This window comes from Mycobacterium sp. 1164985.4, from assembly GCF_001668575.1.
Lineage (GTDB): Bacteria > Actinomycetota > Actinomycetes > Mycobacteriales > Mycobacteriaceae > Mycobacterium.
This window is the reverse complement of sequence record NZ_LZMD01000083.1, coordinates 82,903-104,216: the sequence shown is the minus strand read 5'-3', so window position 1 is coordinate 104,216 and position 21,314 is coordinate 82,903. Positions and strand designations below refer to the sequence as shown.

Annotated in this window: 27 protein-coding genes; 11 read left to right on the top strand and 16 right to left on the bottom strand. The window is 67.3% G+C overall.

Going from position 1 to position 21,314, the window contains the following annotated elements; translation table 11 throughout:
- Window positions 1–630 (top strand): ATP-dependent DNA ligase (locus tag A5650_RS18495; RefSeq protein WP_156744187.1); only part of this gene is annotated, 630 nt, incomplete at its 5' end.
- Window positions 631–689: 59 nt separating this feature from the next.
- Entirely contained in the window at window positions 690–1,115 is a 426-nt protein-coding gene (locus tag A5650_RS18490) for a hypothetical protein (RefSeq protein WP_067294593.1), read from the top strand.
- 9 nt (window positions 1,116–1,124) lie between these two features.
- Here A5650_RS18490 and A5650_RS18485 read toward each other — a convergent pair whose 3' ends face one another.
- From A5650_RS18485 to A5650_RS18475, 3 genes are read right to left on the bottom strand one after another with little or no spacing between them, the layout of a single operon-like run.
- Window positions 1,125–1,637, bottom strand: a complete 513-nt coding sequence (locus A5650_RS18485; RefSeq protein ID WP_067294590.1) for a DUF3830 family protein — start codon at window positions 1,635–1,637, stop codon at window positions 1,125–1,127.
- Complete coding sequence (locus A5650_RS18480; RefSeq protein ID WP_067294587.1) at window positions 1,634–3,037, bottom strand: amidase; 1,404 nt, start codon at window positions 3,035–3,037, stop codon at window positions 1,634–1,636. The genes A5650_RS18485 and A5650_RS18480 overlap by 4 nt, the downstream gene beginning before the upstream one ends.
- Window positions 3,034–4,047, bottom strand: a complete 1,014-nt coding sequence (locus A5650_RS18475) for a D-2-hydroxyacid dehydrogenase (protein WP_197501918.1) — start codon at window positions 4,045–4,047, stop codon at window positions 3,034–3,036. The genes A5650_RS18480 and A5650_RS18475 overlap by 4 nt, the downstream gene beginning before the upstream one ends.
- A 104-nt stretch (window positions 4,048–4,151) precedes the next feature.
- Between A5650_RS18475 and A5650_RS18470 the strand changes: the two genes are divergently transcribed.
- Genes A5650_RS18470 through A5650_RS18460 form a run of 3 tightly spaced genes read left to right on the top strand, consistent with a single transcriptional unit; the run spans window position 4,152 to window position 6,321 of the window.
- Window positions 4,152–4,889, top strand: coding sequence for a maleate cis-trans isomerase family protein (locus tag A5650_RS18470; RefSeq protein ID WP_197501912.1), 738 nt, complete (start codon window positions 4,152–4,154; stop codon window positions 4,887–4,889).
- Between the two features lie 56 nt (window positions 4,890–4,945).
- Window positions 4,946–5,665 (top strand): maleate cis-trans isomerase family protein, encoded by a 720-nt coding sequence (locus A5650_RS18465; RefSeq protein WP_197501911.1) that lies wholly within the window; start codon window positions 4,946–4,948, stop codon window positions 5,663–5,665.
- Complete coding sequence (locus tag A5650_RS18460; RefSeq protein WP_067294579.1) at window positions 5,662–6,321, top strand: GntR family transcriptional regulator; 660 nt, start codon at window positions 5,662–5,664, stop codon at window positions 6,319–6,321. The genes A5650_RS18465 and A5650_RS18460 overlap by 4 nt, the downstream gene beginning before the upstream one ends.
- Before the next feature lie 3 nt (window positions 6,322–6,324).
- On the opposite strand, the gene A5650_RS18455 is transcribed toward A5650_RS18460, so the two are convergent.
- Entirely contained in the window at window positions 6,325–7,782 is a 1,458-nt protein-coding gene (locus tag A5650_RS18455) for an NAD-dependent succinate-semialdehyde dehydrogenase (RefSeq protein WP_502687081.1), read from the bottom strand.
- 61 nt (window positions 7,783–7,843) lie between these two features.
- Between A5650_RS18455 and A5650_RS18450 the strand changes: the two genes are divergently transcribed.
- The gene (locus A5650_RS18450; RefSeq protein WP_067294573.1) at window positions 7,844–9,121 is read left to right on the top strand and encodes an aspartate aminotransferase family protein; all 1,278 of its coding nucleotides are present in this window, start codon (window positions 7,844–7,846) and stop codon (window positions 9,119–9,121) included.
- A 1-nt stretch (window position 9,122) separates the two neighbouring features.
- On the opposite strand, the gene A5650_RS18445 is transcribed toward A5650_RS18450, so the two are convergent.
- The 11 genes from A5650_RS18445 to A5650_RS18395 form a co-directional block, all read right to left on the bottom strand.
- Entirely contained in the window at window positions 9,123–10,511 is a 1,389-nt protein-coding gene (locus tag A5650_RS18445) for an MFS transporter (protein WP_082950823.1), read from the bottom strand.
- A gap of 156 nt (window positions 10,512–10,667) precedes the next feature.
- Window positions 10,668–11,000 carry a gas vesicle protein K gene (locus A5650_RS18440; protein WP_067294570.1) on the bottom strand — a complete coding sequence of 111 codons (333 nt, stop codon included), beginning with the start codon at window positions 10,998–11,000 and terminating at the stop codon, window positions 10,668–10,670.
- On the bottom strand, window positions 10,981–11,196 hold the full coding sequence (locus tag A5650_RS18435; RefSeq protein ID WP_067294567.1) for a gas vesicle protein: 216 nt from the start codon (window positions 11,194–11,196) through the stop codon (window positions 10,981–10,983). Before A5650_RS18435 ends, A5650_RS18440 begins: the two co-directional genes overlap by 20 nt.
- Window positions 11,193–11,966: a GvpL/GvpF family gas vesicle protein gene (locus A5650_RS18430; RefSeq protein WP_067294563.1), complete on the bottom strand. Its 774-nt coding sequence runs from the start codon at window positions 11,964–11,966 to the stop codon at window positions 11,193–11,195. Before A5650_RS18430 ends, A5650_RS18435 begins: the two co-directional genes overlap by 4 nt.
- Window positions 11,959–12,339, bottom strand: coding sequence for a gas vesicle protein GvpJ (gene gvpJ, locus A5650_RS18425; protein WP_067294560.1), 381 nt, complete (start codon window positions 12,337–12,339; stop codon window positions 11,959–11,961). The genes A5650_RS18430 and gvpJ (A5650_RS18425) overlap by 8 nt, the downstream gene beginning before the upstream one ends.
- The gene (locus tag A5650_RS18420) at window positions 12,336–12,659 is read right to left on the bottom strand and encodes a gas vesicle protein GvpO (RefSeq protein WP_067294557.1); all 324 of its coding nucleotides are present in this window, start codon (window positions 12,657–12,659) and stop codon (window positions 12,336–12,338) included. Before A5650_RS18420 ends, gvpJ (A5650_RS18425) begins: the two co-directional genes overlap by 4 nt.
- 5 nt (window positions 12,660–12,664) lie before the next feature.
- A complete protein-coding gene (locus A5650_RS18415; protein ID WP_067294554.1) occupies window positions 12,665–12,919 on the bottom strand; it encodes a gas vesicle protein GvpG in 255 nt (84 codons plus the stop codon).
- Window positions 12,920–12,924: 5 nt separating this feature from the next.
- Window positions 12,925–13,710 (bottom strand): GvpL/GvpF family gas vesicle protein, encoded by a 786-nt coding sequence (locus tag A5650_RS18410; RefSeq protein WP_067294551.1) that lies wholly within the window; start codon window positions 13,708–13,710, stop codon window positions 12,925–12,927.
- Complete coding sequence (gvpJ, locus tag A5650_RS18405; protein ID WP_067294549.1) at window positions 13,710–14,117, bottom strand: gas vesicle protein GvpJ; 408 nt, start codon at window positions 14,115–14,117, stop codon at window positions 13,710–13,712. The genes A5650_RS18410 and gvpJ (A5650_RS18405) overlap by 1 nt, the downstream gene beginning before the upstream one ends.
- Complete coding sequence (locus tag A5650_RS18400) at window positions 14,114–15,151, bottom strand: SRPBCC family protein (protein WP_067294647.1); 1,038 nt, start codon at window positions 15,149–15,151, stop codon at window positions 14,114–14,116. The genes gvpJ (A5650_RS18405) and A5650_RS18400 overlap by 4 nt, the downstream gene beginning before the upstream one ends.
- A 5-nt stretch (window positions 15,152–15,156) precedes the next feature.
- Window positions 15,157–15,855, bottom strand: a complete 699-nt coding sequence (locus A5650_RS18395) for a hypothetical protein (protein ID WP_067294546.1) — start codon at window positions 15,853–15,855, stop codon at window positions 15,157–15,159.
- A gap of 409 nt (window positions 15,856–16,264) precedes the next feature.
- On the opposite strand from A5650_RS18395, the gene A5650_RS18390 reads away from it, so the two are divergent.
- From A5650_RS18390 to A5650_RS18370, 5 genes are read left to right on the top strand one after another with little or no spacing between them, the layout of a single operon-like run.
- Complete coding sequence (locus A5650_RS18390; protein WP_067294542.1) at window positions 16,265–16,474, top strand: hypothetical protein; 210 nt, start codon at window positions 16,265–16,267, stop codon at window positions 16,472–16,474.
- A gap of 1 nt (window position 16,475) precedes the next feature.
- Window positions 16,476–16,790: a hypothetical protein gene (locus A5650_RS18385; protein WP_067294539.1), complete on the top strand. Its 315-nt coding sequence runs from the start codon at window positions 16,476–16,478 to the stop codon at window positions 16,788–16,790.
- Window positions 16,791–16,847: 57 nt separating this feature from the next.
- Complete coding sequence (gene gluQRS / locus A5650_RS18380; RefSeq protein ID WP_067294535.1) at window positions 16,848–17,717, top strand: tRNA glutamyl-Q(34) synthetase GluQRS; 870 nt, start codon at window positions 16,848–16,850, stop codon at window positions 17,715–17,717.
- Between the two features lie 45 nt (window positions 17,718–17,762).
- Window positions 17,763–19,226, top strand: coding sequence for an ABC transporter permease subunit (locus tag A5650_RS26485; protein ID WP_082950821.1), 1,464 nt, complete (start codon window positions 17,763–17,765; stop codon window positions 19,224–19,226).
- A complete protein-coding gene (locus A5650_RS18370) occupies window positions 19,223–19,978 on the top strand; it encodes an amino acid ABC transporter ATP-binding protein (RefSeq protein WP_067294533.1) in 756 nt (251 codons plus the stop codon). Before A5650_RS26485 ends, A5650_RS18370 begins: the two co-directional genes overlap by 4 nt.
- A gap of 64 nt (window positions 19,979–20,042) precedes the next feature.
- Here the strand turns inward: A5650_RS18370 and A5650_RS18365 are convergent, their stop codons facing one another.
- On the bottom strand, window positions 20,043–21,251 hold the full coding sequence (locus A5650_RS18365; RefSeq protein ID WP_067294528.1) for a saccharopine dehydrogenase family protein: 1,209 nt from the start codon (window positions 21,249–21,251) through the stop codon (window positions 20,043–20,045).
- Window positions 21,252–21,314 lie beyond the last annotated feature (63 nt).

The following is a 21,314-nucleotide window of genomic DNA, read 5'->3' as shown; positions in this document are numbered from 1 at the left end:
GAGAAGCAGTGGTGCCACGTCACGAGAACAACTGAGGATCCCGAGCTCGCGTTACAGTGGCTGGAGGAGTTCGAGGGCGCGGGCCTCGACGGCGTCATCGCCAAACCCCTTGACCTGACCTATCAGCCGGACAAGCGCGTGATGTTCAAGATCAAACATCAGCGCACGGCGGACTGCGTCGTCGGCGGCTACCGCGTGCACAAGTCCGGCGAGGATGCGATCGGATCGCTTCTCCTCGGGTTGTACAGAGACGACGGCACGCTGGCATCCGTCGGCGTCATCGGCGCCTTCCCGATGGCCCGCCGTCGCGAGCTGTTCACCGAACTTCAGCCGCTGAGAACGACTTTCGAGGAGCATCCGTGGAACTGGGCCGCAGACGCCGACCCCGACGTCGTGCGCCGCTACGGCGGCGGGTCGCGCTGGAACGCCGGCAAGGATCTGTCGTTCGTGCCGCTGCGCCCCGAACGGGTGGTCGAGGTCCGCTACGACCACATGGAGGGTGAGCGGTTCCGCCACACCGCCCAGTTCAACCGGTGGCGTCCCGACCGCGACCCCCGTTCGTGCACCTACGAGCAACTCGAGCAGCCGATCACCTTCGCGCTGCGCGACATCGTTCCCGGCCTCGGCTGACCGCGGCGACTTTCGTCAACTCGCCGATGCGGGCACGCCAGACGTGTGATGCTGCGGGCATGGCGATCACACGAGCGACGGCCGCGGTGGTGATGTTCGTCGGCGCCGCGGTCGGATTGGCCGCACCGGCGGCAGCCCAGGGGCGCCTGGAGGGCGAATTCCGATTCGTCAACGGGCCGACGTCGAACACGTGGGCCATCACCACCCAGTGCAACCCCGAAGGGCATTGCGGCGGAACGGTTTCGAGCTCGACGGGAATGATCGCGCAGATCGGTAGGCAGGCGGACGGCCCATGGGTCGTCGAGCGTCACGACGTCTTCAACGGGCGTCCGTGTGCCAACGGCACCACCGGCCCGGCCGATCTGACGTACTCGTTCGACCCGACGACCTTGGCGGGCAGCCTTCGCTACGCGTGGAAAGCCGGTTCCTGCAACGATCAAAACCCTGGCGAGAACGAACAACCGGTCAGCCTGCAGCCGCTGTAGCCCGGAGCCTCAACCCGCAGCGCGCGCGAAGGTCAGGCTTTCTCCGCGCACCCCGCCCATCCACAGGTCCTGGCAGGCTTCGGCCATCTCGTCGAGGCCCTCGATGACCTCTCCGAACACGTTGCCCGGCACCCAGCCCTGATCCCCGTTGATCAACAGGTTGTTGCGGCCGTAGAACAGCGCCAGGTCGACGATCGCACCGGTGGTGCCGGTCCCGGTGGAGTTCTCGTAGCCGTAGGCCGGGTTGCCCAGCTGGTCGGAGTCGAACGAAAACCAGCACAGGTCGCCGGGGATCGGCGTCACGGTGGTGTTCTCCCTGCCCGGGTCCGACGGCGCGAAAGCCGGTAGCAGCGTGTAGATCTCGTTGCGGGCGTACTTTCCGTGGAACACCTGGGACGATAGTGGGCGCTCCTCCAGCGCGTCCCACACCGCCGCACACGTGCGTGGTGCCGCATCGTCGAGCAGGCGCGCGGTGCAGCCGACGCCGCGCTTGTCGAGGGACACGGTGATCAGCCTGCTCATCGAACTCCTTGTGTCATCACTGCCGGTGTACGCGTATGCCAGTCGGTGGCCATCTCGTGGGCGCGGCCCACCCGCAGCACCGTCGCATCGGCGTGCCGGGGGCCGACGATCTGCAGCCCGATCGGCAGCCCAGCGGAGGTGAAGCCGCACGGCACGCTCAGCGCGGGCTGCTGAGTCATGTTGAACGGGTAGGTGTAGGGCGTCCAGCTCGCCCAGTAGTGCGACCGCCACCCCTCGGGCACGTCGCGGCCGACGGGAAAAGCGGGCATCGGGAGCGTCGGCGTAACCAGCACGTCGTAGTCCCGGTGGAACCGGCCCATCACCTGCCCGAGCTGCATCCGCACCGACGTGGCGTCGAGGTAGTCCGACGCCGAGAACGTCGCACCCACCGCCGCTATCCGGCGCAACCCCGGATCAACGCGATCGTCGACCGCTTCGCCGTAGGCTTGCAAGACCTTCGCCGCCCCCGAGAACCACAGGATGTGGAAGGCCTCAATAGGGTCGCGGAAACCGGGATCGACCTCCTCGACCCGGGCGCCCGCGTCGGCCAGGACGTTCACCGCGGCCCGTACCGCCGCGTCGATCTCCGGGTCGTTGCGCACGTAGCCGAGCCTTGGTGAGAACGCCACGCGCAGACCCGCGACACCGTCGTCGAGGCCGGCAAGGAACGACTCGCGCGGAGTCGGCATCGCCGACCAGTCGCGCGCATCGAAACCGGTGATGACATCCATCAGGGCGGCGGTGTCGAACACGGTCCGCGTCATCGGACCCGGATGCGCCAGTGTGCCGAACGGGCTCGGCGGATAGTGCGGAATCAGGCCGTACGTCGGCTTGAGCGCGACGGTTCCGGTGAACCCCGCAGGGATCCGCACCGACCCGCCCGCGTCGGTCCCCACCGACCACACCCCCATGCCGAGGGCCACCGCCGCTGCGCTGCCGCCGCTCGAACCGCCCGCCGTTTTCGTGGGGTCCCACGGGTTGCCGGTGAGGCCGAAGCGCGCCGAGTCGGTCACGCCCTTCCACGAGTACTCCGGTGTCGTCGTCTTGCCGAGCAGCACCGCACCGGTCTCACGCAATCGCGCGGTGCAGGGCGCGTCCTCGTCCCAGGGTCCGGCCTCGTCGATGAGCCAGCTGCCGCGAAGCGTCGGCCATCCCTTGGTCCACAACGCGTCCTTGATCGACGTCGGCAACCCGTCTCCGGGGCCGAGCGGTTCCCCGGCGTGCCACCGCGCCTCCGACGCGCGGGCGGCGGCCAGTGCCCCTTCGGGGTCGACGAGCACGTAGGCGTTGACCGCACTGTCATACGCATCGATTGCGGCCAGCGCCTCCTGCGTGGCCTCGACCGGAGAGAGGGTCTTGGCGCGGTAACCCTGCACCAATTCGGCGGCCGTCGGGATCATCGCGGGTCCCCCGGGATGTCCCCCGGGATGTAGCCGAGCTTCTTGTCCACCACGTTCACCAACGGCTCCCCCGCCAGCCAGCGCCGCGCGTTGTCGGCGAACTGCTCGGCCAGCGTCTCCCGCCAGCCCACGACGTCGCCGGCCATGTGCGCAGTGATCGTCACGTTGGGAGCGTCCCACAGCGGATGGCCGGTCGGCAGCGGTTCGGTGTCGAACACATCCAGTGTCGCACCGCCAATCCGGTTGTCGCGCAACGCCGAAACCAGTGCTGACTCCTCCACCAGCGGACCCCGTCCGATGTTGACCAGATGCGCGTCGGGCTTCATCGCGGACAGCACCGATGCGTCCACCAGGCCGCGCGTCGCCGATGTCAGCGGCGCCGCGAGCACCAGATGGTCACACCAGCCGACCTCATCGGCCAGGTCCGCACTGGCCACCACGTCGCCGAAGTCGGGGTCGTCCGCTCTCGCGACGCGGCCCGCGCCGCGCACCTGCATGCCCGCGGCCCGCAGCAGGCGGGCGATCTCCCGGCCGATGCTGCCGGTGCCGACCACGAGTGCGCGGGCCGCCGCGATGCCGCGGGTCTCGCGGTGCTGCCATCGATGCTCGCGCTGCAACGCGAAGCTGGTGCGGCTGTCCTTGGCGTGGGCGAGCACCGCGCCGAGTACGTATTCGGCGATGGGCCGGTCGAACACGCCGCGGGCGTTGGTCACCACGACGTCGGAGTCACGCAGTTCGTCGAAAAGCAGGGTGTCGACGCCGGCCGCGGTGACGTGGATCCATTCGAGTTCGGTGGCTTCGCTCCACACGTCGCGCACCGCGGTCGAGAAGAAGTCCCACAACAACAGCGCGCGGGCACCGCGGACGGCCGCAGCGAGATCCTCGGCGGTGCAGTAGCGCAGGTCGGCTCCGACACGCTCGAGGCCGGGCGGGCGGTCCGTCGATTTCTCGCACAGGACGGCGATGAGCGGCTCAGGGGAACCACCCGTGAGCTGCGACGACGATGCGATCCGCACGCTCTCCCCCGGGGCTGGCACGCCCCCAAGCTAGGGACACGCCGTAGGATTGTCAACAATCTGTTGCTGGTTTGGCCTCCTGGCCTCACACTGTGCAAATGAGGATCGGGGAATTGGCGCCGCCCCCACCATTGCAGCAGGTAGGCATAGGCGTCGTCACTCCATACGACTTCGCGCTCGACCGCGAACTATGGCGTTGGGTGCCCGACGACGTCAGCCTGTTCGTCACCCGGCTGAGGTACGCCCCCTTGCCGGTGACCGTCGACATGGCCGTGCACATCTCCGATCCCGAACACGTCGTCGCGGGTGCGGCCAACGTCCTGGCGGTCTCGCCGATCGTCACCGCGTATGCGTGCACCGCGGGCAGCTTTGTCAAGGGGATGGCCGGCGAGGCCGCGCTGGTGGCGGCGATGCGGGCGGCCGGAGCGCCGGCCGCGGTCACCACCAGCGGCTCGATGCTCGAGGCGCTGCGCCACCTCGGTGTCGGCCGCGTCGCGACCGTCACCCCGTACACGTCGGATCTGACGATCGGCCTGACCAAGTATTTGATGGAAGCCGGCATCGAGGTGGTGGCCACCTCCGGCCTGGGCCTGACCGAACAGATCTGGGCGGTGCCGTATTCGGAGACCGCCGAGCTGGTCCGCGCCACCGACGTCGCCGAAGCCGATGCCATCGTCGTCAGTTGTACGAACCTGCCCACCTACGACCTGATCGCCGAGCTGGAGGCCGAGCTGCAGAAGCCGGTGGTGACGGCCAACCAGGTGACCATGTGGGCGGCGCTGCGCGTCGCCGGGCGCAAGGCCGTGGGGCCGGGCCAGCGCCTGTTGGAGGCGTAGGCGTCGACCTGCCGGTTGTTAACATTGTCGACAATCTGCCGATCGAAGGGGCCGTGATGGCGACCGTAGGACTCCTCTACCCGGGGCACAGCGCCGAGGACGATTTCCCGGCGCTGGAGGCTCGCGCCGCGGGGCTACTGCGCCTTCCCGTGGTCATCACCTCCGTCGGCGAGGACGCGCACCGGGTCGACGCACTGCTCGACCTCGGCGGCGACGACCGGCTCGCCGACGGTGTGCGCCAACTCGCCGACGAGCGTCCGCAGGCGGTGATGTGGGCGTGCACCTCAGGCAGCTTCGTGTTCGGCCCGGAGGGCGCACGCCACCAGGCCGCGAAAGTGGCTGAGGCGGCGGGAGTTCCGGCGTCCTCGACCTCGATCGCGTTCGTCGACGCGCTGCGCCACCTCGGTATCCGACGGGTGGCGGTGGCCGCGTCGTACCCGCAGGACGTGGCCGAGCATTTCGTGCGGTTCCTGGCCGCCGACGGGATCGAGGTGATGGCGATGGGCAGCCACGGGATCATCACGGCCGCCGAAGTCGGCACTCTGGAGCCCGAGCGGGTGGAGCAGATGGTCACCGCGGCCGATCATCCGGACGCGGAGGCGGTGCTGGTGCCCGACACCGCGATGCACACGCTGGCCATCGTCGACCGGCTCGAGGCCGCGGTGGGCAAACCCGTGCTGACCGCCAACCAGGTGACGGTGTGGAAGGGTCTGCAACTCGCCGGTGGAGCGCTCGCCTTCCCGGGGTTGGGCCGCCTGTTCGAGGAGGCCCGATGACCGAGTTCCTCGCACCCGTCGAGCAGGAGTCCACGCCGAGCATCGTCGCCGACAAGCTGCGGCAGGCGATCGCGCACGGTGAGTTGGCTCCCGGCACGCAGCTGATCGAGGCCGACCTGGCCCGCAAGCTCGGCGTCAGCCGCGGGCCGCTGCGCGAGGGTATGCAGCGGCTGACCCAGGAGGGTCTGCTGATCGCCATCCGCAACCGCGGGGTGTTCGTGATCGACATGACACCCGAGGTGGCATCCGACATGTACCTCGCGCGCGAGGCCATCGAACGCGCCGCGACCCGCCGGATCCTGCAGGGCGACTACGCAACCGCGGGCGACGAACTGCTGGCGATCGTCGAGGAGATGGCGGCGGCCGCCGACGTCGAGGAGGGCAGCGAGGCCGACATCCGTTTCCACGAGCGACTTGTCGAATTGGCGGGAAGCCCGCGGCTGTCGCGGATGCACCAGACGTACCTCGTCGAGACGCGGATGTGCGTGCACGCGCTGGCCGACACCTATGACAACCCCAGCGACCGCGTGGTCGAGCACCAGGCGTTGGCCAGCGCGATCAGGGCCGGCGACGTGCAGCTGTCCGACAAGCTGCTGATCGCGCACATGGAGGACGCCGTCGACCGGCTGGTCGCTCGGGTGTCGCGCGGCGCCTGACCGCTACAGGGCGATACCGACGTACTTGGTCTCCAGGAATTCGTCGATGCCCACGGAGCCGCCCTCACGGCCGAGGCCCGACTGCTTGACCCCGCCGAACGGCGCCGCGGGATTGGACACGATGCCCTGGTTCAGCCCGACCATGCCGGTCTCGAGCGCCTCGGCGACCCGCAGCGCGCGCCGCAGATCGTTGGTGAACACGTAGGCGACCAGCCCATACTCGGTGTCGTTGGCGGCGGCGACGACACCGTCCTCGGTCTCGAACGGTGTCAACGGAGCGACCGGGCCGAAGATCTCCTCACCGGACATCCGGGCGTCGCGCGGGACAGCGGTCAGCACGGTCGGCGCATAGAAGTAGCCGTCGCCGGAAACCGGTGTGCCACCGGTCAATACGCGGGCGCCGCGACCCACCGCGTCGTCGACCAGGGCCTGCACCTTGTGCAGCGCGGCCTCGTCGACCAGCGGACCGACGTTGACCCCCTCCTCGGTGCCGCGACCCACGGTCATCGCCGCCATCCGTTCGGCGAGCCGACGCCCGAACTCATCGATCACCGCGGCGTGGACGAAGATCCGGTTCGCCGCCGTGCAGGCCTCGCCCATGTTGCGCATCTTGGCCGCGATCGCCCCGTCCACCGCCTCGTCGAGATCGGCGTCGGCGAACACGATGAACGGGGCGTTGCCCCCGTGTTCCATCGAAGTCCGCAGCACCTTCTGGGCGCACTGTTCGAGCAGGATGCGGCCCACCCGGGTCGACCCGGTGAACGACAGCTTGCGGGCCAGCCCGGACCGGATCAGCGGTTCGCACACCGCGTTCGCATCCATCGCGGTGATGCAGTTGACCGCACCGGCAGGCACGCCCGCCTCGTCGAGAATCGCCATCAGCGCCAACATCGTCAGCGGCGTCTGGTGCGCCGGTTTGATCACGCTGGTGCACCCGGCGGCGATGGCCGGGCCCAGCTTGCGGGTTCCCATCGCCATCGGAAAGTTCCACGGGGTGATCAGCAGGCAGGGCCCCACGGGCTGGCGGGCGATCAGAAAACGTGCATTGCCCGCGGGTGCGGTCTGGTAGCCGCCGTCGATGCGAGTGGCCTCTTCGGCGAAGTGGCGGAAAAACTCTGCGGCGTAAGCGACTTCACCGCGCGCCTCGGCGAGGGGTTTGCCCATCTCCAGCGTCATCAGCAGCGCCAGATCGTCGACACGGGCGTGCAGCAACTCGAACGCGGCCATCAGCATGTCGGCGCGGGCCCGGGGCGGTGTCGCCGCGAACTCCCGCTGGGCGGCGACCGCGGCGTCCAGTGCGGCACGGGCGTCGGCGGGGGTGGCGTCGGCGACCGCACACAGCGTCCGCCCGGTCGCCGGATCGACGACGCCGAAGCTGCGCCCCTCGCTCGCGTCGACCCACTTGCCGTCGACGAAAAGCTGCTTGTTCACCGCATCGATCACTTGCCGCTCGAGATCCACCACGCCTCCCTCGAATGGTCGGATTGTTGACAATCTACAGCTAGCCACTGAGGATCATGCCATGACCTCGGCCTCCCAAGCCCCACAGCTCTCGCAGATTCTCAAACAGGCGACCGGCGTCGTGGCCGCCCGCGGCGAAGGAGTGCTGCTCTACGACGAACAGGACCGCCGCTACCTCGACTTCACCGCCGGCATCGGGGTGACCAGCACCGGGCACTGCCACCCGCGGGTGGTGGAGGCCGCGCAGCGCCAGGTCGCCACGCTGATTCACGGCCAGTACACGACCGTGATGCACCGGCCGCTGCTCACGCTGGTGGAGCGCCTCGGCGAGGTGCTGCCGTCCGGACTGGACCGATTGTTCTTCGCCAACTCCGGGAGCGAGGCGGTGGAGGCGGCGCTGCGGCTGTCGCGGCAGGCCACGGGCAGGCCGAACGTCATCGTCTTCCACGGCGGCTTCCACGGCCGCACCGTCGCGGCGGCGTCGATGACCACCTCCGGCACCCGATTTCGCGCGGGCTTCTCCCCGTTGATGGCCGGCGTGCACGTCGCGCCCTTCCCCGACCCGGGCCACTTCGGGTGGCCGGTCGAGCAATCCACCGACTTCGCCCTGGACCAGCTCGACTACCTCCTGCAGACGATCAGCGCGCCGGCCGACACCGCCGCGTTCATCGTCGAACCGGTGCTCGGCGAGGGCGGTTACGTGCCGGCCAACGAACGGTTCTTCGCCGGCCTGCGCGAGCGCGCCGACGAGCACGGCATCCTGTTGGTCGTCGACGAGGTGCAGACCGGCTTCGGCCGCACCGGCCGCTTCTGGGGTCAGCAGCATTTCTTCACCGCGCAAGCGCGCCCGGACATCCTGATCACCGCGAAGGGACTCGCGTCGGGCTTCCCGCTGTCGGGTATCGCAGCGCCGGCGGCGCTGATGGAACGGGCGTGGCCGGGCTCGCAGGGCGGTACGTACGGCGCGAACGCGGTGGCGTGCGCGGCGGCGGTGGCCACCCTGGACGTGATCGCCGACGAGCGACTGGTCGACAACGCCGCCGCACGCGGCGCGCAGTTGCGCGAGGCGCTGCAGACGGTCGGCGACAAGTTCGACGCAATCTCCGATGTGCGCGGTCTTGGGTTGATGATCGGCACCGAATTCCGCGACGCCGCAGGCAAACCCGATGGAGCCACGGCCCTCGCCGTGCAGCAGGAGGCCGCCCGCCGGGGCCTGCTGTTGCTCACCTGCGGCGCATGGGGACAGGTCGTGCGGTTCATCCCGGCGCTCGTCGTGAACGCCGAGCAGATCGACGAGGCCGCGGGCATCTGGTCGGACGCGGTGAGCGCCGTCCTGTGAGTCAGCGGCTGCCCTCGAGCGCGTAATCCTCCTGCGGCGGCGCTCCCGGGGTGCCGGGAATCTTGGTGCCGAAGATCGGGCATCGCGCGGTCTCTGGGTTCTTGACCAATGCGATCGCGCCGACGACGCAGGCGCCCATCATGTAGTACGCCGGCACCAGGTTGTCGCCCGTCAAGTTGACCAACCAGTCGTTGACCGCCGGCGCGGTGCCGCCGAACAGCGCCGTCGACACGTTGTAGGCGATGGCGAAGCCGGCATAGCGCACCTGCGTCGGGAACATCGCCGGGAACGTCGCCGAGATGGTCGCCAGTTGGGGCACGTAGAGCAACCCGAGCACCGCGAAGCCGATGATGGCGCCGATGACACCGGTCGACATCAGCATGAACATCGGGATCCCGGCGATGAACAAGCCGATCAACGAGATCCACCACACCGGTTTGCGCCCGTACCGGTCCGAGGCCAACCCCGCGAACGGCAGGAACACCATCATCGAGAGCATGCCGATGATCGGCACGACCAACGACATGTCGGTGGACAGGCCGATCGACTGCTCGAGGTAGGTGGGCATGTAGGTGAGCAGCGTGTAATTGACGACGTTGAGCGCGACCACCAGCCCGCCGAGGCGGAGGATCGGGCCCCAGTACTCGGCGAGAAGGTCCCGGAACGCAGCGAAAACGTTCTCCTCCTGCTCGCCCTGGTCCTCCAGGTCCTTGAACACCGGGGTCTCGTCCAGCCGGGTGCGCAGGTACAGCCCGATCAGGCCGAGGGGCGCGGCGACGAGGAACGGCAGTCGCCAGCCCCACACTTCCATCTGGTCGTCGGAGAGCACCAGCGAGAATCCGAGCATCATCAGCGCGCCCGTCGAGAAGCCGGCCAGGGTGCCGAACTCGAGGAAGCTGCCCATCACGCCGCGACGGCGCGTCGGCGCATACTCAGCCATGAACGTGGCGGCGCCGCCGTACTCGCCGCCGGTCGAGAACCCCTGGATCATCCGCAGGATCACCATCAGGACCGGCGCCCAGACCCCGATCGTCGCGTAGCTCGGAACCAGTCCGACGCACAGCGTCGCACCAGCCATCACCAGGATCGTGATCGCCAGCACCCGGCGCCGGCCGAGCCGGTCACCCAGGGGCCCCCACACGAATCCGCCGAGCGGGCGCACCAGGAAGGAGACCGCGAACGTCATCAGGGCCAACAACGTCGCCGTCGTTCCCTCGCCCGGGAAGATTGCAGCGGAGATGTAGGAGACCCCGTAGGCATAGAGGCCGTAGTCGAACCATTCGGTGTAGTTGCCGACGGCCGAGGCCGCGATCGCTTTCTTCACATCGCCCGGCGCGGGTGCTTCCGGTTCGGGTTGCAGCTTCGGGCTGGTCGAACCATCGGGATCCACGTGCGGGCCTCCTACCGTCCGTCGGGCACGACCCGCTGACGGTTGGCACGGCGAGCGCCGGCAGTTGGGCCGTGTTTCTCGGTGCACAGGCAAATTACCAGCGCACGTCGGGGGATACCCGGTATCGCCAGTGCGATGGCAACTTTGACAAGACTGTCAATAAAGCGGGTCGCGATCGGTGGGCAGCAGTGGCCCGAGCGGCCCCAGGTCGATGTTGAGGTCCTCCGGCTTGAGACCGAAGTGGTCGCGCAGCTCGGCCATCTTCTCTTCGAGCAGCATGAGCGTGGTGCCGATGCGCTCTATCTGCTCGTCGGACAATGTCCCATCGTCGACCCTGCGGATTGCCTGACGCTCCATCAGCTGTCGCAGCAGCTCGACCAGTGTCAGCACCAGGCTGACCAAACCGCGCTCGACATTGGCCGGGTCGGAGTTGATCCGCCGCCTCGGCGCGGGCGGTTCGTCGCGGGCCTCAGGACCAGTCAGGTTCATCTCCGATGTCCTGTTCGGCTGACACCAGCGAGCTCATCGAAGACACCAGGGTCCGAAGGGAGATCACGACCATGTCGACGTCCGCTATCGAGAGTACGACCTCACCGCTGATCACGACGCCACCGGCCAGCACCCGGTCGAGTAGATCGACGAGTGCGATGCGGCGGTCCTCCTGCCCGGGTAGTACGTCGGTCATCCGGACACCGGTTCACCCGCGAACGAGTAGGGAGGCCACGGACCCGTCGTCTCCAGCGTGAGCTTGTCTGTCGACATCACCAGCGCTGCAACGGCTTTGCGGAACAACCCCACCGCGTCGGAGTCGACCAGATAGGTACCGTTGAGCACGATCACGTCGTCGCGGCCCGACAGAGCGCGCGTCGGCGGCGGCCTGCGCTTCCCGTCGACGGCGTAACGCATCAGCGTGCTGTGAATACGCTCGGCCTCGGCGGCCGCGGCCTGATAAGCCTCTTCGCGGGAGACCAGCGCCTGTCTTCTGCGCATCAGATATGCAGTGCCGCTTATCTTTTCGCTGCCCTCTTTGGCACCGGCAGGCGCGTGCTGGCGCTTCGGGTCGGCGTAGACCTTCACACCGACCTCGAGGCGGTCGCGGAGCCGGTTCAACGTCGCCTCGAAGTCAAGGCCGCGATGGCGCAACATCTCCCGCACCCGGTCCTCCGAGAGGTAGACCGTCGCCATCCGTACCGGAATGACCGCGCCGGACCGGGCGACCGTGCTGATGACGGCGTCGTGCGCACGCGCCTTCCCGGCGACCCAGTCGAGGTCCTCGAGGTTGCGGGTAAGGGCGTCCTTGCCGAACTCGTCCAGGTCGACGGAGCCGACGACGGCTGCGAGGTGATCGGTCGACACCACGTGCACCAGTCCACCGGCGACACCTCGGACGCCGGCCAGCCGGGCATCGGCACCCTCACTCTGGGTCACGGCGTACAGCCAAACGCCATCAGTCATATTCGACGTCCTCGTATGTCACCGGCTGCGCCTCGACCGCGCGGCGCTGGCCGTCGCCCTGTTCGAGCCGCCTGATCTGCGCGCGCAGCTTTTCGTTCTCGAGTTGCAGCTGCGACTTCTTGCCGGTGAGCCAGGGGTCGTTCTCCCACCAGTCGATACCCACCTCTTTGGCGGTGTCGAGGGACGCCACCACCAGCCGCAGTTTGATGGTGAGAAGTTCGATGTCGAGGAGATTGACCTGGATATCGCCGGCGATCACGATGCCCTTGTCCAGCACCCGCTCGAGGATGTCGCCGAGGTTCGCCGGCTGCGGACTCGCGACACCGCCACCTCCGTATCCGCGTGGCACGAGGCTGTCGTCGCCCAACGTCACGTGCCCTCACCTCCCTCTCGGGTCTGGCCGCGCAGATATCGCCGGACCCGGCGGAATCCCAGCAGTTCGCCGTCGACATCCAGTTCGACCTCGTAGAGCGCGAGGATGTCCGCCGAGGATGGGATGCGTCGGTCTTCGACCACCTCGAAATCGACCACCCAGCCGTCGGTGTCGGTCGGCTCCACCGAAGTCATGGCGACCGGTTCGCTGCCGCTGAGTTCCTCGATGAGGTCACGTGCCACCCCGACGGCTTGCCGTGCATTCAGCGGTGATTCGCCGCCGCGACCTTTACTCGTGCGTGTTCGACTGCCTTGGGTCATTGCTCTCACCCGTCTTCCTCAGGCGTTGTGCCCGCGTCCTGCCCGATCCTCGTCGCCAGAATCTGCTCCTGGGCCTCGCGTTCCTCTTCCGCCGAGATCTCGCCCCGCCGACGCGCATCTTCGAGTTCCTCGAGTTGCCTGCGCGTCCGTGCCGGATCGTTCAGTTCGGCATTCACTTGGCGCTCGATCAGCTCACCGAGCGAGATCACACCCCGGACCGGCAACAGCGGCCAGGTGACAAGAGCCGAGAAAATGCCCATCGCCGTCAGCCCGCCGTCGCACGAGTGACGACGAAGTCGTACGCCGCCAGTGGTCCCAGCAGCCGCAGCTGCACGCGAGCGGCCCATTTTTGCGCCAAACCGTCGACCGCATCCTGCAGTCGACCCTCGTCGTCGACCGCGGCGAGGACCGCCACACTCACAGCATCGAGTTCGTGCGTGGGTTCCCGGACGTTGACCTGCTTGGCGATTTCGTCGAGTGCCTTGATCGCGGTGTCCGTGTCGGCGCGCCGCTTCGCCTCCATGACGCTGACCACGATCTCGCCCAGCGCCATCCGCAGCTGTCGCGACGCGTCCTCCGAGAGGCCCGCCATCTTGTTTCGAAGTTGCTGTGCCTCTTCGCTTTCCGAGATGACTTCGCGCAGGATAGCCGCTTCCTCATAGCGTCCCTTGACGATGTATTCGGCATGTCCCTCGAGGGCCCTCAACGCTTCGGCGAACTCGTCGTGGTTCTGCCCGAGGAGCTCGTCGGCGACGGACTCCTCGTCGGTCATCACCGCCCCGAACCGCATCGGCAGCACCGGCGCCACCGCCGCCGTACCGTCGAGCAAGCGCGCATGCGCCTGCAGGCATTCGGGTTTGCCCAGCGGTTGATCCGTGGTGATCGGGCTGACGAGCGCGGCGATATCTCCCTTGCGCACCACGTCGACCTTCGCCGGCGGATCACCGATTCCCTCGGCGTCACTCTCGACCTCGACATCGGCGGGCACGATTCCGTAGACGTAGATCCCCGACGGCTTCTCCGATGCATCGGAGTCCCTGCCCCTAGCCATCACTCCTCCCTTCGTCGTCTCCGCCGCGGTTGCGGTTCGTGTTCGGCAGTCGAATCACTCAGCAGATCTCCGAGTTTCTCGCCCGCCGCTTCCAATGCGCCCTTGGTCTTGTTCTTGGCTGCGCCCTCGGTGACCTCGCCGACCAGGTCCGTCAGCCCCGCCTTGGAGTCCTGCTCCGAAATGTCCAGCCGGTTAACGGCTTCGGCGAAACGTAGGTACGTATCGACACTCGCGATGACGACTCTGGCGTCCACCGTCAGCAACTCGATGCCGACCAGCGACACTCGAACGTAAGCATCGATCACCAGGCCCTTGTCCAGAATGGTGTCGATGACGTCGGCCAGGCTGCTCGAGCTGGGGCCGCCCGCATCTCCGCCTCCGGATGCGGGTTGGATCGCCGTTGTCATGACCGTGCCGTACTCTTCGCAGTGGTGCGCCGCTGGCCGGACGAGGGCCGACGGGCGCCCGATCGGGAGGATGCGGAACGATCACCGGCGCCCCGCTGATCTCGCATGCGATTCGGCTTGGGCCCGCCGGAACCGTTGCGTGCCGCCGCTTTCCGACGCCGTGTCGCGGGCTTCGAATCCTGTTCATCGTTGTCGGGTTGGTTCGGCGACACCACCTCGCCGTCGCGGATCTCACCGCGCCACCCTTCGACGTCGTCGGGGTGGAGAATGGTGTCTGTCATGACATGACGCTGGAAATGCTTGAGCTCGAGTCGGATTCGGCGACCCGGGGCGCGCCATAGGTTACCGGTCTTCTCGAAGAAGCCCTGCGGGTGGTACTCGAGTATCACGATGATGCGTGTGAGGTCCGCGGCGAGCTCGTGGAACGTCACCGCGCCATCGACATACCCCCTGGCACCCTTCGACTTCCAGACGATGCGGTCGTTAGGCACCTGCTCGACGATCGTGGACTCCCAGGTCCGGTGCGAGAGGAACACCTGAGCCTTCCACTCCAATTTCTCGTCGGAAACCTGCTCGACGTTCTCGACCTTCTTCATGAACTTGGGGAACTCAGCGAACTGGGTCCACTGGTCGTAAGCCACGTCGATCGGCACGCCGACCTCGATCTGCTCGACGATGTTGGTGACCTTCATTTTCTGGCCGCCCTTGCCGCCCTTACCACCTACTGCGTCGGTCAACGACTCAGCCGCGCCCTTCACCGAGTCCTTCACCCTGCTCGCGGCGCCGCCGACGCCGGCCTTCAGCATCGTCTTGACCGGTGACAGTCCTTCCTTTCCCGTGACGGCCGACAACAGTCCGCCGCCGTTCTCGGCATAGTCGGTCAGGCGGCTCGAGGCGCCGCTGAGCCGTCCGGAAACCGAGTTCACGGCCCGGTCCGTCATCGACCCTGCGAGCCTTTGCAACGACTCCTGCAGCGCATCTGCGCCGCTCGTCGGCTTCGCGTCATGAGCGTTTCGCTTCGTCTGCGTCGCCATGTCGTTCACCTCCCCCTGCGCACCGGCGCGCGCTTCGCGGCGGCGCTGCTGCGTCGCGTCGGGCGGCCCTGTGCCTCGCCGTTACTGCCAGCACGCGTCCGTCGGGCGGGCCGACTCGACCGCGGACTGGCCGCACGGCGGGCGGCTCGCCGCGGTGGCTCGTCGTCCGGTTCGTCGTTGTCGGCGTCGAGGTCGGTGTACTCGTCGAGATCCTCGAGGTCGTCCTCTTCGAAATCGTCGTCATCGAGGTCTTCCTCCTCGACGTCCAACGGCTCGTCGTCGTAGTCGTCCTCGTCGTAGCTGTCGTCGTAGCTGTCATCTGCGTCGACTTGCTTGCGACGACCGTTGAGCAGCCCCGTCGCCGAAGTCACGTCACCAACCGCAGAACCCGCGGTGCGTGCCACGTCGTCGGTCGGCACGACGCCCTGAAGTCGATCGTTGAGCGCGTCCACTCGGTTGGTCGCCGCAGTCATCGCGGCCGCCCTGGCGGCGGTCAGGACCTCGCCGCGGAGTTGGCTCGAGAGATCGTGGACCTGGTCCGAGACACCAAGTGAATTGATCCCGCGCGTGACCAGTTGCCCCGGTCCCGGGAATTTGCCCGTCAGGCCGGCTGCCGCCAACATCAGGGCGATCCTCATCTTGCGCGTCCTACCCAGGAAATAGCCGGCGCCCACGGCGAGCGCCACCTTTGGCCCGTTTGCCATGATGCGTTCCTCTCGATTTTGGTTCTAAAGATTTTGTTCGGCCTGCGCCGAGGACGCCCGCTGCGACCCTGCATGACCGCGACGGACGGTTAATTAGAGCGTTACCCCAACTCACGTGCGCTCACGCATAAATCTGCAGTTCAAAAATTCTTTCTTCGCCTGTGTCAGTTTTGCAAACGATGGTGAGTAGCTAACCGAGCCCTGTGGCCCACGTCACACAATTGAAGTCGTCGGTTGTCAACTTCGCTTAGCTACTTAGTGGTACGAACCTAATCGACGCGCCCGTAAGAATTCGCTGGCAAGGGTCTTTGAAGTCGGCGCCAGCGGGTAGTCCTCCGGCAGCGAGGAGCGGTGCCGAGGTGCGACCGCATCGCTTTGCTGGCACCGGTCCTCCGCGGAGGAGGTCATCATGCAAGTACTCAACCGCTTGGTCGGTGTGGTGCTCGGAATCCTCGGGGCGGTGCTCGGCGTCGTGCTCGGTGTCGTCGCCGCCGTGGTGTGGGTCGTCGGCGGCGTGCTCTGTCTGACCCTCATCCTGATCCCGCTCGGCATCCCCGTACTGAAACTGGGTTCACGTCTGTTCAGCCTCGCCGGCGACATGATGCACATCGGAGGATGAGATGCGATTTCTTCGGGGCCTCGCCGGCGCCTTGCTGTGGATTGTCGGGGCGTTGCTCGGGCTCGTAGGTATTTTGCTGTGCCTGACGATCGTCCTGCTGCCCCTCGGCGTCCCCTTGGTGGCCTTTGCGGGGAAGTTGATGACGCGGGCGGGATCGTTGTTCCTACCTCGCGGCCTCGCCCACCCGGTCGCGGAGGCGTCGAAATCGGCCAAGCGCAGGCAGCGCAAGGCCATATCCGCCACGTCCGACGTCAGCGCCGACGTCCGCAAGAAGACGCGCAAGACCATGCGGAAGGCGCGCAAACGCGTGGCCTGACGGCAGAGTGCCCGTTCGGTCGATGGGCGCGGCATCCCGGCCCGCTAGATTGCGGTCATGACCGCAGGCAGGTTCGCCCCGAGCCCCTCGGCGGATCTGCACATCGGGAACCTGCGCACGGCGATCCTCGCGTGGCTGTTCGCCCGGTCGACGGGCCGGCGGTTCCTCATGCGCGTCGACGACCTCGACGACCGCACGTTCACCGACGTCGGGCAACGGCAGCTCGACGACCTCGCCGCGATCGGGCTGACCTGGGACCTGGTGGAGTGGCAGTCGGAGCATCCGGAGCGTTATGACGCCGCGATCGCCGAGCTGGACGCGCGCGGACTGCTGTACGAATGTTATTGCAGCCGAAGGGATATCGCGCAGGCTCCCCGAGCGCCGCATGCACCGCAGGGCGCCTACCCGGGCACGTGCCGCGAGCTGACGGATGACGAGCGCGCGGCGCGACGGGCGGAGACGGGACGTCCGCCCGCGCTGCGGTTGCGCAGCGACGCCATCGTGCACACCGTCCACGACGTGCTCCACGGTGAGTACACCGGCATCGTCGACGACTTCGTGGTTCGCCGCGGCGACGGGGTGCCCGCCTACAACCTCGCGGTCGTGGTCGACGACGCGAGCCGGGGCGTCGATCAGGTGGTGCGCGGGGACGACCTGCTGCCCTCCTCGCCGCGGCAGGCGTATCTGGCTCGGATGCTGGGCCATCCGGAGCCGGTCTATGCCCACGTTCCGCTGGTGCTCAACGAAGACGGCGCACGGTTGGCCAAGCGCGACGGCGCGGTCACGCTCGCCGAGATCGGCGTACCGCGGGTGCTTGCGCAGATCAGTGAGTCGTTGGGCTGGCGCGCCCGCGACGTCGAGGGCATGCTCGCCGAGTTCGACCCGCAACGGTTACCGCGACAGCCGTGGATTTATCGCCCCGACTGATCCGAACACTTCCCCCACCCGCACAGCGTGGATTAGGTTCCGCCGGTGCACCGAAACCTCAGGCAGGCACTGCCCGCCCTTTTGCTCGCGGCGGCGGTGCTGTTCGGCGCCGCCGCGTGCGGTTCATCGGAATCCAACAACGACGACCCGATCCAATCGGCGGGAGTGCTGCGCGTGGGCACCGAGGGCGTGTACCCGCCGTACTCGTTCCACGATCCCCGCCAGGGCGGCCAGCTCGCCGGATACGACGTCGACGTCGCCCGTGCCGTGGCCGAAAAGCTGGGCGTGAGAATCGAGTTCGTCGAGACGTCGTGGGATTCGATCTTCGCCGCCCTGGAGGCCAACCGCTTCGACGTCGTCGCCAACGAGGTGACGATCACCGACGAGCGCAAGGCCAAATACGACCTGTCCGACCCGTATTCGATCGCCGAGGGCGTGATCGTGACACGGGCCGACGACGATTCGGTCCGGTCGCTGGCCGATCTCAAGGGCAAGCGGGCCGCGCAGAGCCCGACGAGCAACTGGGCGACGGTCGCGCGTGACGCGGGAGCGCAGATCGATTCGGTCGACGGTTTCTCCCAGGCGATCAGCGTGCTCTATGACGGCCGCGTCGACGTCGTCGTCAACGACAGCATCACGGTGCTGGCGTATCAGGCCGAACGTCCCGACGCCCCGATCAAGGTCGCGGCCAGGACGGACGAGCGGAGCGAGCAGGCGTTCGCCGCGCGCAAGGACAGCGGCTACCTGCCCGAATTGAACAAGGCACTCGAGGAACTGCGCGCCGACGGAACGCTGACCGAGATCTCGAAGAAGTACCTCGACGTCGACCTGTCGAGGGCTGCGCCCACGGGCACCGGACAACTGATCCTCGACAACCTGTGGCCGCTGGCGCGCGCGGCGATCGAGAAGACGATCCCGTTGACGGTCATCAGCTTCACGATCGGCCTGGTGATCGCGCTGGTGGTGGCGCTGGCGCGGTTGTCGGCGAACATCGTGATCGCCGGTGTGGCGCGGTTCTACATCTCGATCATCCGCGGGACACCGCTGCTGGTTCAGCTGTTCATCGTGTTCTTCGCGCTGCCGCAAGTCGGTGTGCGGATCGACCCGTTCCCCGCAGCGGTCATCGCCTTCAGCCTGAACGTCGGCGGTTACGCGGCCGAGGTGATCCGCTCGGCGATCCAATCGATCCCGAAGGGGCAGTGGGAGGCGGCCGAGACGATCGGCCTCAACTACGTTGGGGCGCTGCGGCGCATCATCTTGCCGCAGGCCACCAGGGTTGCGGTCCCGCCGCTGTCGAACACGTTGATCTCGCTGGTGAAGGATACGTCGCTGGCGTCGACGATCCTGGTCACCGAGCTGTTCCGGACGGCGCAGAACATCGCGGCGCCGACGTTCGAGTTCTTCGCGCTCTACGGCACCGCCGCGCTGTACTACTGGATCATCTGTCTGGTGCTCTCGTTCGGCCAGAGCCGATTCGAGCGACGGCTGGAAAGGTTCGTGGCAAAGTGACGCAATCGCGGGTTCGCGCCGAGGGCATACGGAAGGCTTTCGGCAACAACAACGTACTGAACGACGTCTCATTCGAGGTGGCGCAGGGTTCGGTGACGACGATCATCGGACCGTCGGGTTCGGGTAAGACGACGCTGCTGCGGACCCTCAACGCGCTCGACCTGCCCGACGCCGGAGTCATCCGCGTCGGCGATGTCGAGATCGACTTCTCCGGGCCGGTGCCCAAGGATCGCCTGCGTGCGTACCGGGCGCAGAGCGGGTTCGTGTTCCAGAGCCACAACCTGTTTCCGCACAAAACGGTGCTGCAGAACATCATCGAGGGGCCGGTCGTCGTGCAGAAGCGACCCAAGGCCGAGGCCGAGGCGGATGCCGTGGCGCTACTTGAACAGGTCGGACTCGCGGACAAGAAGGACCAGTTCCCGTTTCAGTTGTCCGGCGGTCAGCAGCAGCGGGTCGGCATCGCGCGGGCGTTGGCGCTGCGGCCCAAGGTGGTGCTGTTCGACGAACCGACCTCAGCACTCGATCCCGAATTGGTCGGCGAGGTGCTGTCGGTCATCCGGGACCTCGCGGTCGAGGGCTGGACCCTGGTGATCGTCACCCACGAAATCCAGTTCGCCCGACAGGTTTCCGATCAGGTGCTGTTCACCGACCGCGGAGTGATCCTGGAGAAGGGTCCGCCCGCCGAGGTGATCGGGAGCCCGACACAGGAGCGCACCCGCCAGTTCCTCGACCGGATCCTCAACCCGCTGTAGCGATTTGTGTGCATTCTGTTGCGCTGAGCGCGCCTAAGCGCACACAAGTCGCACTCAGACGAGACTAGGGCATCTCCTTCTGGCCCCACGGCGAGCCGTACGCCGTCAACAGGTCCAGGAACGGTACGGAGTCGAACGCCTCGGGCCCGAGCACACCGTCGCCGCTCCAGGTGCCTTCGGCCAGAAGCTCAAGGGCCACAACCGGATTGATCGCCGTCTGCCAGACCACACACTGATGGCCGTATTCGGCCATCGACCATTCGTTGTCGACGACGTGATAGAGGTAGGTCGACCGGGGGTTGCCGTCCTTGCCGGTCCCCGTCACCCACAGGCCGGCGCAGGTCTTTCCGCGCATCTTCGGCCCGAGCGTCGCGGGGTTGGGCAGGCACGCCGCCACCACGTCGCGTGGGCTGACCTCGACGCCGGACACGGTCACCTTGTCGGTGCGGTCGAGCCCGAGCTTGTGCAGTGTCTTGAGGACGTCGATGAACTCCTCGCCGAGGCCGTACTTGAATGTCGCCCGCTTGCATTTGACCCAGCGCGGCATCAGCAGCACCTCCTCGTGCTCGACGTTCACGCATTCGACCGGGCCGATACCGTCGGGGAACTCGAAAACCTCCGGCTCGCTGAAGGGTTCGGTGGTGAACCAGCCGCGGTCGGCCTCCCAGATGACCGGCGGGTTGAGGCACTCCTCGATGGTGGTCCAGATCGAGAACGACGGTGCGAAGTCGTAACCGTCGACGGTCAGGTTCGACCCGTCCCTGGTGCCGAGCTCGTCGATGTCGGAGAACAGGTGGTCGGCGGCGTAGCGTGCGAACACGTCCGACAGGCCCGGTTCGACGCCGATGCCGACCACCGCCAGCCGGCCGGCGTCGCGCCACCGCCGTTCGGCGGCGAACTGCTCGTCGCCCAGCTTGACGCCCGGCAGCGCGTACGGCTGCTCGGGGTGGCGCTGCGACAGGCTCATCGCCATGTCGAGGTAGTCGGCGCCGCCGGCGAGTGCGCCGTCGAAGATCGGCATCACGAAGCGCGGGTCGACGGCGTTCATCACATGGGTGATGCCATGGGTGCGGACGAGGTCCGCGACCGCTTCGGCTGACGTGGCGTCCACCCGTGCGGCGATGAACCGGGCGTCCCCCACCGACTCGGCCGCCCGTCGCGCCCGGGCCTCGTCGTAGTCGGCGACGACGATCGTGTCGAAGAAATCACGCCGCGCCGCGATGGAACAGAACGCGGCACCCACACCGCCCGCGCCGATCAGCAGTATCCGCATGGCTAGAAACTACGGGATTCGGTGCAAGAGCGGTCGCTGAGCGACGGTTACCGCACCGAAATC

Coding starts and splice junctions, on each gene's coding strand:
- A5650_RS18490 (WP_067294593.1), top strand. CDS start 690: ATGGCGATCACACGAGCGACGGCCGCGGTGGTGATGTTCGTCGGCGCC.
- A5650_RS18485 (WP_067294590.1), bottom strand. CDS start 1,637: ATGAGCAGGCTGATCACCGTGTCCCTCGACAAGCGCGGCGTCGGCTGC.
- A5650_RS18480 (WP_067294587.1), bottom strand. CDS start 3,037: ATGATCCCGACGGCCGCCGAATTGGTGCAGGGTTACCGCGCCAAGACC.
- A5650_RS18470 (WP_197501912.1), top strand. CDS start 4,152: ATGAGGATCGGGGAATTGGCGCCGCCCCCACCATTGCAGCAGGTAGGC.
- A5650_RS18465 (WP_197501911.1), top strand. CDS start 4,946: ATGGCGACCGTAGGACTCCTCTACCCGGGGCACAGCGCCGAGGACGAT.
- A5650_RS18460 (WP_067294579.1), top strand. CDS start 5,662: ATGACCGAGTTCCTCGCACCCGTCGAGCAGGAGTCCACGCCGAGCATC.
- A5650_RS18450 (WP_067294573.1), top strand. CDS start 7,844: ATGACCTCGGCCTCCCAAGCCCCACAGCTCTCGCAGATTCTCAAACAG.
- A5650_RS18440 (WP_067294570.1), bottom strand. CDS start 11,000: ATGAACCTGACTGGTCCTGAGGCCCGCGACGAACCGCCCGCGCCGAGG.
- A5650_RS18435 (WP_067294567.1), bottom strand. CDS start 11,196: ATGACCGACGTACTACCCGGGCAGGAGGACCGCCGCATCGCACTCGTC.
- A5650_RS18430 (WP_067294563.1), bottom strand. CDS start 11,966: ATGACTGATGGCGTTTGGCTGTACGCCGTGACCCAGAGTGAGGGTGCC.
- A5650_RS18420 (WP_067294557.1), bottom strand. CDS start 12,659: ATGACCCAAGGCAGTCGAACACGCACGAGTAAAGGTCGCGGCGGCGAA.
- A5650_RS18415 (WP_067294554.1), bottom strand. CDS start 12,919: ATGGGCATTTTCTCGGCTCTTGTCACCTGGCCGCTGTTGCCGGTCCGG.
- A5650_RS18410 (WP_067294551.1), bottom strand. CDS start 13,710: ATGGCTAGGGGCAGGGACTCCGATGCATCGGAGAAGCCGTCGGGGATC.
- gvpJ (WP_067294549.1), bottom strand. CDS start 14,117: ATGACAACGGCGATCCAACCCGCATCCGGAGGCGGAGATGCGGGCGGC.
- A5650_RS18400 (WP_067294647.1), bottom strand. CDS start 15,151: ATGGCGACGCAGACGAAGCGAAACGCTCATGACGCGAAGCCGACGAGC.
- A5650_RS18395 (WP_067294546.1), bottom strand. CDS start 15,855: ATGGCAAACGGGCCAAAGGTGGCGCTCGCCGTGGGCGCCGGCTATTTC.
- A5650_RS18390 (WP_067294542.1), top strand. CDS start 16,265: ATGCAAGTACTCAACCGCTTGGTCGGTGTGGTGCTCGGAATCCTCGGG.
- A5650_RS18385 (WP_067294539.1), top strand. CDS start 16,476: ATGCGATTTCTTCGGGGCCTCGCCGGCGCCTTGCTGTGGATTGTCGGG.
- gluQRS (WP_067294535.1), top strand. CDS start 16,848: ATGACCGCAGGCAGGTTCGCCCCGAGCCCCTCGGCGGATCTGCACATC.
- A5650_RS18365 (WP_067294528.1), bottom strand. CDS start 21,251: ATGCGGATACTGCTGATCGGCGCGGGCGGTGTGGGTGCCGCGTTCTGT.